Annotated in this window: 11 protein-coding genes; 8 read left to right on the forward strand and 3 right to left on the reverse strand. The window is 63.6% G+C overall.

Annotation, left to right across the window (positions count from 1 at the left end; genetic code table 11):
- Together AC1C2M_RS10595 and AC1C2M_RS10600 are read left to right on the forward strand one after the other, a co-directional pair.
- A partial coding sequence (locus AC1C2M_RS10595) for an HNH endonuclease signature motif containing protein (protein WP_495436352.1) occupies positions 1–1,741 on the forward strand: 1,741 nt, incomplete at its 5' end.
- Positions 1,742–1,991: 250 nt separating this feature from the next.
- Complete coding sequence (locus AC1C2M_RS10600; protein ID WP_495432962.1) at positions 1,992–2,570, forward strand: P-loop NTPase family protein; 579 nt, start codon at positions 1,992–1,994, stop codon at positions 2,568–2,570.
- 187 nt (positions 2,571–2,757) lie between these two features.
- On the opposite strand, the gene AC1C2M_RS10605 is transcribed toward AC1C2M_RS10600, so the two are convergent.
- Positions 2,758–3,942 carry an acetyl-CoA C-acetyltransferase gene (locus AC1C2M_RS10605; protein WP_495436354.1) on the reverse strand — a complete coding sequence of 395 codons (1,185 nt, stop codon included), beginning with the start codon at positions 3,940–3,942 and terminating at the stop codon, positions 2,758–2,760.
- Positions 3,943–4,223: 281 nt separating this feature from the next.
- Entirely contained in the window at positions 4,224–5,312 is a 1,089-nt protein-coding gene (locus tag AC1C2M_RS10610) for a helix-turn-helix transcriptional regulator (protein WP_495436356.1), read from the reverse strand.
- Positions 5,313–5,420: 108 nt separating this feature from the next.
- On the opposite strand from AC1C2M_RS10610, the gene AC1C2M_RS10615 reads away from it, so the two are divergent.
- The 5 genes from AC1C2M_RS10615 to AC1C2M_RS10635 all read left to right on the forward strand — a co-directional run bounded on the left by AC1C2M_RS10615 (position 5,421) and on the right by AC1C2M_RS10635 (position 10,580).
- Positions 5,421–5,846, forward strand: coding sequence for a VOC family protein (locus AC1C2M_RS10615; protein ID WP_483405724.1), 426 nt, complete (start codon positions 5,421–5,423; stop codon positions 5,844–5,846).
- Positions 5,847–6,031: 185 nt separating this feature from the next.
- On the forward strand, positions 6,032–6,811 hold the full coding sequence (locus AC1C2M_RS10620) for a CoA transferase subunit A (protein WP_495436357.1): 780 nt from the start codon (positions 6,032–6,034) through the stop codon (positions 6,809–6,811).
- A 2-nt stretch (positions 6,812–6,813) separates the two neighbouring features.
- Entirely contained in the window at positions 6,814–7,455 is a 642-nt protein-coding gene (locus AC1C2M_RS10625) for a CoA transferase subunit B (protein WP_495432966.1), read from the forward strand.
- A gap of 66 nt (positions 7,456–7,521) precedes the next feature.
- Positions 7,522–8,676 (forward strand): flavodoxin-dependent (E)-4-hydroxy-3-methylbut-2-enyl-diphosphate synthase, encoded by a 1,155-nt coding sequence (ispG, locus tag AC1C2M_RS10630; RefSeq protein ID WP_198410448.1) that lies wholly within the window; start codon positions 7,522–7,524, stop codon positions 8,674–8,676.
- A 113-nt stretch (positions 8,677–8,789) separates the two neighbouring features.
- Positions 8,790–10,580, forward strand: coding sequence for a proline--tRNA ligase (locus AC1C2M_RS10635; RefSeq protein WP_483405728.1), 1,791 nt, complete (start codon positions 8,790–8,792; stop codon positions 10,578–10,580).
- Between the two features lie 63 nt (positions 10,581–10,643).
- Here AC1C2M_RS10635 and AC1C2M_RS10640 read toward each other — a convergent pair whose 3' ends face one another.
- Positions 10,644–12,116: an alanine/glycine:cation symporter family protein gene (locus AC1C2M_RS10640; RefSeq protein ID WP_483405901.1), complete on the reverse strand. Its 1,473-nt coding sequence runs from the start codon at positions 12,114–12,116 to the stop codon at positions 10,644–10,646.
- 186 nt (positions 12,117–12,302) lie between these two features.
- Between AC1C2M_RS10640 and AC1C2M_RS10645 the strand changes: the two genes are divergently transcribed.
- On the forward strand, positions 12,303–12,992 hold the full coding sequence (locus AC1C2M_RS10645) for a hypothetical protein (RefSeq protein ID WP_495436359.1): 690 nt from the start codon (positions 12,303–12,305) through the stop codon (positions 12,990–12,992).
- The last annotated feature ends 2 nt before the right edge of the window (positions 12,993–12,994 follow it).

Raw genomic sequence — 12,994 nt, forward strand, 5'->3', positions numbered from 1 at the left:
TGATGCTGATGCTGATGCTGATGCTGATGCTGATGCTGATGCTGATGCTGATGCTGATGCTGATGCTGATGCTGATGCTGCGGAGCCTGAGCCTGAGCCTGAGCCGACGATGTACGCGAAAATCGCGGATACCTGCACCGCTCTGGTGGATGCGGTGGCGCAGGTGGAGAAGCTGGAGGCCCGTCAGGCGGCGTGGAAGGCCGAGTTCATCGACCGCGCAAGGACGCTTGCCGTTGCCACGGAGGAGGGCGTGCTGGTCACGGCCCGGTCGCGGAGTGCGGTCGAGCGTCAGGATCTGGCATTGCGGTCGTTCATCGCGGAACTGGCCTGCACGCTACGGGTCGCCGAACGCACCGCCACAGCACTGGTCGACGAGAGTCGGGCCTTGTTACACCGGCTACCGGTCACCCTGGCAGCGTTGCGGGAAGGGGAGATCAGTTACCGCCACGCCCAGGTGCTGGTCGATCAGACCGACACCCTGACCGATGACGCTGTTGCGGAACTTGAGGAGAAGGCGGTGCCGTTTGCGAAGACGATGCCGGTGGCCCGGTTTCGGCAGAAGACCCGGATGCTGCGGGAACGGTTGTGTCCGGAATCCGCCGTCGCCCGGTGTCGGAAGTCGGTAACCGATCGGCGGGTAGAACTGATCCCGGCACCGGACGGGATGGCCTGGCTGAGCCTGTTCACCACCGCACCGGCCGCCGAGACGATCTTCGACACGATCCGTGCGCAGTCGATGAAACTGCAGTCACCGGTTGAGCCACGCACCCTGTCCCAGTTGGATGCCGATGTGGTGTTCGCGGCGATGATGGAGGCATTCACCGGTGAGTTCACCCTGCCCGACCCCACCGGCACCCGGCTCTTCGGCACCGGCCTCGGCACGCGCAACCCCTACACCGAGGTGGAACCCGCACCTGCCACTGCGCCTCCATCCGGAGAAGAAGAGGGTGCTGTCATCGCCCCGGGACCCGGACGTGACCCGGCGACCGCGTTTCGGAAGATCGTGCCGACGGTGATGGTCACCGTGCCGGTACTCACCCTCCTCGGCAAAAGTGTCGAACCGGGCAACCTCGACGGATACGGTCCCATCGATCCGGACACCGCACGGGAACTCGCGTCCCAGGCACCGGAGTTCAGCCGGATCCTGACCCACCCGGAAACCGGAGTCGCCCTGTCCCTCGGCCACACCAAATACACCCCATCGAAAGCGATGCGACGGTTCCTCCGCTACCGCGACGGATACTGCCGGTTCCCCGGCTGCACCCGCAAAGCGGTGTCCAGCGACATCGACCACACCGACCCATACGAAACCGGCGGAAACACCGACTTCGACAACCTCGCCAGCCTCTGCCCCAAACACCACAAACTGAAACACGAAACCGGGTGGAACGTCGAGCAACTCGGTGACGGGATCCTGAAATGGACCTCACCCCACGGACGCGAATACCTCACCCACCCCGAGAACCCGGTCCGCAACCCGATCCCGCATCCGATCCCACCGGCGAAAGCGGCACCACCAAAACCCACTGCGGGGACTGAGTCGGACGACGCAACCGAAGCTCACACAACCCAGGCAGAGGAGGAAGACGCCCGGCAGAACAACGTCTATACCCGACTCCTCGACGCCCAGAGAGAAAAACGTGAGAAGGAGAGAACGGAAAGAGGGAAAGAGGGTGAGGCCAATGAAAGCGACGCTCAACGAGAAGGCGAACCGCGTGACGACGACGGCCCACCGTTCTGATTCACGACGTCATCCAGCCCGGGTTCTATTTCGGAACGGTCATCCAGGCCGGGGTTCTCCTTCGGGGCGGTATTCCGGACCTGGATATCGCTTCGCGACGGTCATCCAGACCGCGGTTCTCCTTCGGGGCGGTATTCCGGACCTGGATATCGCTTCACGACGGTCATCCCGATCCCGGATGTCTTATTGACGACACTCATTCACACTGGGATTCTGTCCCGCGACGCTCATCGAAACCTAGAATCGACAGGTGTTCACTCACCGTGACCCGCTTCCTCGTCTGCCCCGGAAGGTGCTCGTTGCCGGAGTATCGGGAGTAGGCAAAACCACCTTGGCGAAGCAGATCGCGGAGGTCATCGGCAGCACCCACGTGGAGATCGACGCGCTCTTCCACGGACCGGAATGGGCGCCGCAACCGAACTTTCTCGACGACGTCCGAGCCTTTGTCGCAACCGAGACCTGGGTGACCGAGTGGCTGTACCACTCCGCCCGCCCTCTCCTCGCAGCGAACGCCGACGTGCTCGTCTGGCTCGATCTGCCGTTCGTGCGGGTCACACTTCCACGGCTTGTGCGGCGCACTGTGCATCGCCGCCGAACCCGGCAAGAACTATGGAACGGCAACATCGAGCCACCTTTCCTCACGTTCTTCACCAACCCCGAATACATCATTCGATGGGGCATTCGAACACGCAACAAGTATCGAGTGGCGATCCCTCCGCTCGAGGCAGAGAACCCGAACCTGACAGTGGTTCATCTCCGAACACAGCGAGAGGTCGACGCCTGGCTCGATGGCCCACTGGCGATGTCACTCAGTGCGAGCGATGCCTAACGACCCGCCCGCCTAAAGCCGAAATACAGGGCAACGGCACCGACCGTCAACAGTAGGACATTCACGGTGACGTACACGCCACCATCCGCAAGGGAATGCATCGCCGTCCGACTGGCAACTGAACCGACGACGGCAAGTATCACCAATGAGAGTCCGAGAATCTTGAGCCGCCCGGGCGTCTCGGTGCTCACAGCGACAGGAGAAGCGCGTCGCCCTGACCGCCACCACCACACAACGCAGCCACCGCCTTGCCCGAACCTCGCCGCGACAGCTCGAGCGCCGCATGCAACACAAGCCGCGCCCCGGAAGCGCCGATCGGGTGCCCGAGGGCGATAGCTCCGCCGTGGATGTTGACCTTCTCGTCATCAATACCGAGGTCACGCATCGACTGAACGCTGACGGCCGCAAACGCTTCATTGATCTCGATCACATCAAGATCGGATGCCGTCCAGCTCGCCTTGCCGAGGGCATCCGCTATCGCCCGTGACGGTTGTGAATGCAACGAGTTATCCGGCCCGGCAACCGACCCTGAGGACCCGACCACGGCCAGCCAGCTCAGCCCGTGCTCCTCTGCGTACGAACGACTCGCGAGCACGAGCGCACAAGCACCATCACTGAGTGGCGATGAATTGCCGGCGGTAATCGTGCCGTCCTTGTCGAACGCCGGACGCAACGCTCCCAGAGAGTCGAGCGTCGATTCACCCCTGACACCCTCGTCCTGGGTGAGGATCGTCGGCTCACCGCGCCGCGACGGTACCTCCACTGGAGTGATCTCGTCGGCAAACACGTCACTCGCCTGCGCCCGCGCCGCCCGCGTATGTGAGCCGACCGCAACCCGGTCCTGCTCGTCCCGATCGATACCGAGTGGCCCGTTGTGCCGTTCGGTCGAGATGCCCATCGAGTCGCCGTCGAAAGCATCGGTCAGACCGTCGAACGCTGCGGTGTCGAGCAAGGTTACATCGCCGTATTTGTAGCCCTTCCGCGAGGCGGGCAGCACGTGGGGCGCATTGGTCATCGATTCCTGACCGCCGGCAACAACGACGGATGCTTCGCCAAGCCGAATCATTCGAGCCGCGTCGATCACCGCCTGAATTCCAGACAGGCACACCTTATTCACGGTCACGGCAGGCACTTCCCAGCCGATTCCTGCCGCACGCGAGGTTTGTCTGGCGGGATTCTGACCTGCACCGGCCTGAAGGACCTGGCCGAAGATCACCGCGTCGATGTCTGCAACATCAACCCCCGACCGCTCGAGTGCAGCCTTGAGCGCGATCGCTCCGAGTTGGACAGCACTGAAGCCGGCCAACTGGCCAAGCAGTCGTCCCTGCGGAGTGCGGGCTCCCGCAAGGATGACAACATCGTTCTGGCTCATGAAAACTGACTCCCTTGTCGTTGACTTTGGCACTTGGTGCCTGGCACCTGGCACCTGGCACTGGGTGCGTGGCGGATTTGCTCTCTCCAGCTTGGCACGTTTTCGCGGTGACCAGCGGGGTCAGCAGTGGGGGTAGCAGAGTGGTGTCAATAGCGTGGGGTCAATAGCGCGGGGTGACAGCCTGCGGTCAACAGTGTGGGGTCATCAGCGCGGGTCACAAGCGTGGGATCAGCACCATGATCAGCGCCTGGGGTTCAGCAGCATAGGGGCAGCAGTGTTACTCAGTCGGCGGCAGACCCTGCCGACGCGTACCTGGCCGCGAGCTGCCGGAACGCGTCGGCAAGCTCGGGTGGGTGCACATCCTCGATATTGGTATCGAATCGGCCGAGGGCGGCAGCAAGGGCGACCCACGACCACGATCCGGACTCCAAACGACAGCGGCCCGGCCCGAGCTCCTCGACGGTCCCATCGCCGGCAAACGGTCGGACCGAGCTCGCAGGCAGCGAAAGGATGACAGTGCCTGTGCACGGCCAGGCGTTCGTCCGATCAGATCCCTTGAACCGGGCTGAGACAAACTCGTGGACGTCATCACCCGGAATCCGGCGAGGAGCAAACCGCGGACCGGTCGGCGTTCGCGGACCGATCCGATCCGCACGGAAAATGCGCCAGTCCTCGTGCTCCAGGTCCCACGCCACGAGGTACCAGCGAGCGTTGGACGTCACGAGGTGGTGTGGCTCAACGCGATGTGGTGCCCGGGGCTCGACGGTGGTGGTGTTGCCGGTGGCGCCGGTGGCGCCGGTGGTGATGGTGCCAGCCTGCTCAGTGTCAGCCAGCTGAGTGTCAGCCAGTTCAGGGCCACCCTCAGCTGAGGCTGCGCTCCCGGCACGGTCGTGTGACCCGGAGTAATCGAACCGCAACACCTCCCGCGCCCGGATCGCCGTTGACAACGCGATGAGCACATCGGAGGAGACCGTTTCAGCCGCCCGGGGAATCGCGGTGAACCTCACGGCATCAAGACGGTGACGCAATCGCGACGGCATCACCTGTCGCACGGTCGTGAGTGCCCTCACCGCGGCTTCCTCGACCCCGGCCCCGGCAACGGTCGCAGCCTGCAGCGCAACGGCAAGCGCGATCACCTGATCGTCGTCGAAGAGGAGGGGAGGCAGGTCCGTTCCGGCATCAAGGCGGTACCCGCCATCCGGTCCCTTCGTCGACCTGATGCGGTACCCCATCTCACGGAGGCGATCCACGTCACGCCTCACCGTGCGATGACTGATCTCCAGTCGCTCGGCGAGAAGCTGACCGGGCCAGTCCCGCCGGGCCTGCAGCAGAGACAGCAGCAACAGAAGCCGCGACGTTGGTGAAGTCATGTTTCCGATGCTAATTCCAGTAGAGGACGAAGGCTGACCTCTACTGCCGAGAGACTCGAAGTTATCGGGCACACGAACCCGGAATCATCTCATCAAGGGAGCACAACAATGTCTGTCATCACCACCCCGCACCTCAACTTCCGCGGCGACGCGCGCTCTGCCCTGGAGTTCTACTCGTCGGTCTTCGGCGGTCAGCTTCTGATCATCACCAATGAAGACGCTCACAGCACCGAACTGCCGAGCGAAGCACAGCAGGTCAAGTTCGGCCAGGTCGTCAGCGAGAACGGATTCCGGATCATGGCGTACGACGTGCCGGCAAGCCAGTCATACGAGCGGGGCGACAAGTCCATGTTCGTGTCGGTCCGCGGGGACTCCGCCGACGAGATCGCCGGACTCTGGTCGAAACTCGTTGAGGGATCCACTGTTGTGGAGGACCTGGCCCCGTCCTTCTTCTCGCCCGCCTACGGAATGCTCGAGGACAGGTTCGGAGTCGTGTGGGTTCTCGACGTCGCGGTCGCCTACGAACCGGCGTGACGGCACGGGCGTGGAGGCCCTGGTCTCCACGCCCGTCCCGCACCGGTTTCGTGCGCGGGTCGTCCGCGCTGGTTCTCGTGCACGGACGCGCTAGGGTGGAAATCGTTGGCCACCGACGGTCTCTCGCGGGCTGCCGACACGGGGTGCCGCGAACGCGCGGCATCCGCAGCGACGGAGGTGCAACGATGACGATGGACAAGACAGTGTCGAGCGCAGCTGAGGCGATTTCCGACATCGACAGCGGATCATCGATAGCGGTCGGTGGCTTCGGACTCTGCGGAAACCCGATGATTCTCATCGAGGCCCTTCTCGAACTCGGCAGCGACGAACTGTCCATAGTGAGCAACAACTGCGGCGTCGACGACTGGGGACTCGGCATCCTGCTCGCCAACGGCCGCATCCGCAAGATGACCTCGTCCTACGTCGGCGAGAACAAGGAGTTTGAACGACAATTCCTCTCCGGCGAGCTCGAGGTCGAACTGACGCCTCAGGGAACTCTTGCCGAAAAGCTCCGCGCCGGCGGTGCGGGCATCGCCGCCTTCTACACGCAGACCGGAGTCGGAACGCAGGTCGCCGAGGGCGGCCTGCCGCGGCGATATGACGGCACCGGGGGAGTGGCCATCGCCTCCGAACCGAAACCGGTCCAGATGTTCTCGGTCCGCGGCACAGAGAAGACCTTCGTTCTCGAGGAGGCCATCACCACCGATTTCGCCCTTGTCCACGCCAAACGGGGAGATCGCCACGGCAATCTTGTCTTTGACAAGTCCGCTCGCAACTTCTCACCTCTGGCCGCAATGGCCGGAAAGATCTGCATCGCGCAGGTCGAAGAGCTGGTCGAGCCGGGAGGCATCGATCCGGATGCCGTCCACTTGCCCGGTGTGTTCGTGCACCGGGTCCTTGAGGTCGGCACCGACATCGAAAAACGGATCGAACGACGCACCGTTCGCCAGACGGAAGGTGCGTGACCATGGCTCTCAGCCGCAATGAAATGGCAGCCAGGGCCGCGCTCGAACTTGAAGACGGTGCGTACGTCAACCTGGGAATCGGACTGCCAACGCTCGTCCCGAACTACGTCCCGGACTCGATCACCGTCACGCTCCAATCGGAAAATGGAATCCTCGGTGTTGGTCCGTACCCGACGGAAGACGCTGTCGATCCCGACCTGATCAACGCGGGCAAGGAGACCGTCACGACACTCCCAGGCACATCGTTCTTTGACTCGGCCCTGAGCTTCGCCATGATTCGCGGCGGCAAGATCGACGCGGCAATCCTCGGTGCGATGCAGGTCTCCGCTCGAGGGGACCTCGCGAACTGGATGATCCCGGGCAAAGTCGTGAAGGGACCAGGGGGAGCGATGGATCTGGTTCACGGTGCCGAACGGGTCATCATTCTGATGGAACACGTCGCCCGCGACGGCAGCGCCAAGATCGTCCACGAGTGCTCACTGCCCCTCACCGGCCGGGGCGTCGTCGACAGAATCATCACGGATCTCGCCGTCATCGATGTCACCGCCAGCGGCCTCGTTCTCGTCGAGACAGCACCAGGCGTCAGCGTCGACGAGGTGATCGCGGCAACAGAGCCGCCCCTCAGGATCGCACTGCAGAGCTGAACGGAATCCAACTTTCGGACCATCATTCATCGGCTTGTGTTCAGGGGCGCGGCGTAGGATGGCACGGTGCCAGCAGTTAATTTGGGAATGCCCAAGGTCCCCGAGATCCTCGCTCCGCGACGCAAGTCCCGTCAGATCAAGGTAGGCAAGGTCCTCGTCGGCGGTGATGCCCAGGTCAGCGTTCAGTCCATGACGACGACGCCAACCACGAACATCAACGCGACGCTCCAGCAGATCGCCGAACTGACGGCATCCGGCTGTGACATCGTCCGTGTCGCCGTGCCGAGCCGTGATGACGCAGAAGCTCTTCCGATCATCGCGAAGAAGAGCCAGATCCCGGTCATCGCCGACATCCACTTCCAGCCCAACTACGTTTATGCAGCGATCGACGCCGGGTGCGCCGCCGTCCGCGTGAACCCCGGCAACATCCGCAAGTTTGACGACCAGATCGGTGAGATCGCCCGTCGCGCCAAGGCCGCAGACGTCTCACTCCGCATCGGCGTGAACGCCGGATCGCTCGACCCCCGCCTGCTGCAGAAGTACGGCAAGGCCACTCCGGAGGCTCTCGTCGAGAGCGCCGTCTGGGAAGCCAGCCTCTTCGAAGAGCATGACTTCCACGACTTCAAGATCTCGGTCAAGCACAACGACCCGGTTGTCATGGTCAAGGCGTACCGACTGCTCGCCGAACGGGGCGACTGGCCACTTCACCTCGGCGTCACCGAGGCCGGTCCGTCATTCCAGGGCACGATCAAGAGCGCAACGGCGTTCGGCATCCTGCTCTCAGAAGGCATCGGCGACACCATTCGGGTCTCGCTCAGTGCGCCTCCCGCCGAAGAGATCAAGGTCGGCCTGCAGATCCTGCAGTCGCTCAACCTGCGTGAGCGCAAGCTTGAGATCGTGTCATGCCCGAGCTGCGGCCGCGCACAGGTCGACGTCTACAAACTCGCCAACGATGTGACCGATGGTCTCGAGGGAATGACGGTTCCGCTCCGCGTCGCCGTCATGGGCTGTGTCGTCAACGGCCCAGGCGAAGCCCGCGAAGCCGACCTCGGTGTCGCCTCCGGCAACGGCAAGGGCCAGATCTTCGTCAAGGGGGAGGTCATCAAGACCGTTCCCGAGTCCGAGATCGTCGCAACGCTCATCGAAGAGGCGAACCGCCTTGCCGCCGAGATGCCCGCGAGCGACACCAGCATTGGTGCACCGGTGGTCAGCGTCAGCTAGCGGTTCGGGACGCTCTCCCGCGGCCCGCACCAGCGCGGCCAGAGGCACTGTAACTGGCACCGCAACTCGCGCAGGCGCAGGGGCGAAGGGTCACGCGGGGCTAGCATAGACGGGTGGTAACTCGGCTAACTAACTATTTCCTCAAGACCCTCCGCGAAGACCCTTCAGACGCCGAGGTGATCAGTCACCGCCTGCTCGTCCGGGCTGGCTACATCCGGCGCCAGGCTCCGGGTATTTTCGCGTGGCTGCCCCTCGGCCTCAAGGTCAAGGGCAAGATCGAACAGATCATCCGTGATGAGATGACCCGTGCTGGTGCGCACGAGGTGCACTTCCCGGCGCTTCTCCCGCGCGAACCGTACGAGGTCACCGGCCGCTGGGACGAGTATGGCGACGGACTCTTCCGGCTCAAGGACCGCAAGGGAAGCGACCTGCTGCTCGCTCCCACCCACGAGGAAGTGTTCACTCTCCTCGTCAAGGACCTGTACTCCTCGTATAAGGACCTGCCCCTGTCGATCTACCAGATCCAGGACAAGTACCGCGACGAGGCACGTCCCCGCGCCGGCCTCCTGCGCGGCCGCGAGTTCACGATGAAGGACGCGTACTCCTTCGACTACACCGATGCCGGCCTTGACGCGAGCTACATGGCACAGCGCGACGCGTACGAGCGCATCTTCACCCGCCTCGGTCTCGAATACGTCATTGTCCAGGCGGATGCCGGTGCAATGGGCGGATCGCGCAGCGAAGAATTCCTGCACCCAACGCCCGTGGGCGAAGACACGTTCGTGCGCTCAGCGGGCGGCTACGCGGCCAACGTCGAGGCGTGGACCACGCTCGCACCCCCAGCCATCGCGATCGAGGGACAGGCGCCTGCAGAGGTTCACGACACCCCGAACACACCGACTATCCAGACCCTCGTCGATGTCGCCAACGCCGAGCATCCCCGCGAGGACGGTGCAGCCTGGACGGCGGCGGACACGCTGAAGAATGTCGTCCTGGCGCTCAACCACCTCGACGGTACCCGAGAGCTCGTCATCGTCGGCCTGCCCGGCGATCGCGACGTTGACCTCAAGCGCGCCGAGGTTGCCTTCGCTCCGGCTGAGATCGAGGCTGCGACCGAGGCCGACTTCGCCAAGCACCCGGGACTCGTCAAGGGCTACATCGGCCCGTGGAGCGAGAACGGCCCGGTGCTCGGCGAGAAGTCGGCGACGGGCATCCGTTACCTGCTCGACCCCCGCGTCGTGGACGGCACCAGCTGGATCACCGGAGCGAACGTCGACGGCAAGCACGTCTTCGGCCTCGTCGCCGGTCGCGACTTCACCGCTGACGGAATCGCCGATGTCGCTGAAGTGCGTGCCGGCGACCCCGCACCGGACGGATCAGGACCCGTCGAGCTCGCACGCGGCATGGAGATCGGCCACGTGTTCCAGCTTGGCCGTAAGTATGCGGAAGCCCTCGGGCTGAAGGTCCTGGACGAAAACGGCAAGCTCGTCACCGTCACGATGGGGTCATACGGCATCGGTGTCACGCGAATCCTCGCGATCATCGCCGAGCTCAACAACGATGAGAACGGCCTGATCTGGCCCGAGACCGTCGCTCCTTTCGATGTCTACGTCGTTGCTACGGGCCGAGATGCAGCGGTCTTCGAGGCGGCGGAGAGCGTCGTTGCCGACCTCGAAGCTGCAGGGTTCGATGTACTCTTCGATGACCGCCCGAAGGTCTCACCCGGCGTCAAATTCGGTGACGCCGAACTGATCGGCATCCCGAAGATCGTCATCGCCGGTCGCGGTGTCGCCGACGGTGTCGTCGAGCTGTGGGACCGCCGCACGAACGAGCGCACTCCGGTTCCGATCAGTGAAGCAGCAGCAACGCTCCAGGCCGGCAGCAAGGCCACACAGAGCGTCTGACGCTCGCATGCAAAAACCCCGGTCGGATGATTCCGACCGGGGTTTTTATATGGCGCCAGGGAGTTAGCGGCCGTGGTGAGCGCCGTGCTTGATGATCGGCATCGGGCCGGTGACGCTCAACTGGTCCTCCCAGCACTCGACGTTCTTAAGCTCGGGCAGGCGCTCTTTGGTGAACACCGGATCGAAGCCATCGCGCCTCTGGTCTGAGTAGTCCTTGAGGAGCTTGAATGCCACACCACCGAGCAATCCGATCGCCGTGAGGTTGACGAGTGCCATCACGCCCATCAAGCCGTCAGCGGTGTTCCAGACGATGTCAGCCGTGAGCACCGAGCCCGCAAGTACCGCGACCACGGCGGCAACGCGGTAGACCGTCAGCCACACGGGCTTCGTCGTGATGAACTCGATGTTCGATTCGCCGTAGTAGTAGTTTCCGAGGATCGAGCTGAACGCGAGCAGGAAGACGATCACGCTGAGCAGGATGCCGGACCACGCCCCGAGCTGACTCGTGACGGCGTCGAAGGTGAGGCCGATTCCGCGCTCAGCATTCGCGAGGTCCGGTGTCGAGACCAGGACGATGAACGCCGTGATCGAGCAGATGAGGAACGTGTCGAAGTAGACGCCGAGCGTCTGCACCAGGCCCTGCTTCACCGGATGGGTGACCGCCGCTGACGCACCGGCGTTCGGCGCAGAACCGAGCCCTGCCTCGTTCGAGAACATCCCGCGCTTGACGCCCTGGAGGATGATCGTGCCGATCGCCCCACCGGCGACCTGCTGGAAGCCGAAGGCCCCGGCAAAGATCTCCCCGAAGACCCGGGGTACCTCGGTCACGTTCAACCCGACGATGATGACGCCGACGACGAGGTACAGGAGCGCCATGAGAGGCACGATGGCCTGCGTGACCGAAGCGATTCGTCGCACGCCGCCGAAGACGACGAGGCCGGTGAGCACGGCGAGGGCGAGGCCGACAACCCACGGCAGCCAGGTGAGCTCAACTCCGACCGTGCTCATGACTGTCGCGCTAATGGTGTTCGCCTGCAGAGAGCTGAACGCGAGCGGGAAGCAGAGGATGAGGATCACAGCGAAGAGGATGCCCATCCACCTGGCCCCGAGACCGCGTTCCATGTAATAAGCGGGGCCGCCTCTGAACCCGTCTTTGTCCTTGGTCTTATACAGCTGGCCGAGTGTTGACTCGACGAAGCTCGATGCGCCACCGATGAACGCCATGGTCCACATCCAGAACACCGCACCGGGGCCGCCGATGGCGATCGCGGTTCCGACCCCGGCGATATTGCCGACGCCGACGCGGGATGCTGCCGAAATGGTGAAGGCCTGGAACGCCGAAACCGACTGCGCTTTGCCGCTCGAATCGAGCGGCGTCTTGTCGGTGAGCGTCCGGAACATCTCCGGAATCATGCGGAACTGGACGACGCCGGTTCTCACTGTGAAGTACAGGCCGAGAAGTCCAACAACGGGTAGTAGCACCCAGGTCCAGAGTCCGTCTCCCGCTGCGAGCACGAGATTATTGAGTGCGTCCATCATTCAAACCTAACCGCCAGCCGGCGCGCCTTCGTTCACGGAGCGGTCTGGGAGGCCACCAGGCAGCGCCACTTCGCCGACTTTCGTAACGTATCTGTTATCGGACCGCCAGCGCTGAGCGCCCAGCCGTCCAGTAGGTTCTGACCAGTGGCGAGAGTCTCGTTCTCGCTGATGAGACGAGGAGCCATGATGGTTCGGGCACGCACGCTTTCGGCGCTGGCGCTTGTGGTCCTTCTGGGCGCGGCCGGATGCGTAACCCCACCGACTTCCCCGCCACGGCAGCCCAGCGCGACCGCATCACCGTCGGTGACGCCGACGTCGTCCCCCACCCCGGACGCTCCCCTCGTCAGTATCGTCGTCATCGGTGTTGACGGCCTCTCAACGCAGTCGGCGGAAGGGGAGGAGATCAGCGTCCTGCCCTACGATTCCGATCCTGACGCCGCCATTTCGGCCGTTACCCGGATCTTTGGCGCCGAACCGGCCGTGGAACACTTCCCGGGCGACCAGAACTGTGACGCCGAGCGGGTGGAATACCGGTGGAGCGCCATGTCCATCAACGTGGAAGGAGAGCTCTCGAGCGCGACATCCTTCTGGGCGGTTTCTGAGCCGGATGCCGGAAATTCCGGCATCGTCGTCCAGTCCGAACACGGCGGACAGGTCGGCGGATCCTTCGTCGAGCTGTTGTCGAAGATCCCTGATCCGCTTACGGCCATGTTGGATGAGGAGGGCGACCGTTTGGAGTGGCTCATGGACGGACTGAGCGAAGAGCCCGATAGCACGGTGGAACGCGAGTACTGGCTTGGGGCCCGAGTTCACGCTGTTGATGATGAGATCGTCCAAATCGTTGCTCCCGTCTCTCTGTGGGGTGCCTGCTAGCA

The organism is Mycetocola sp. Y444, assembly GCF_059445295.1.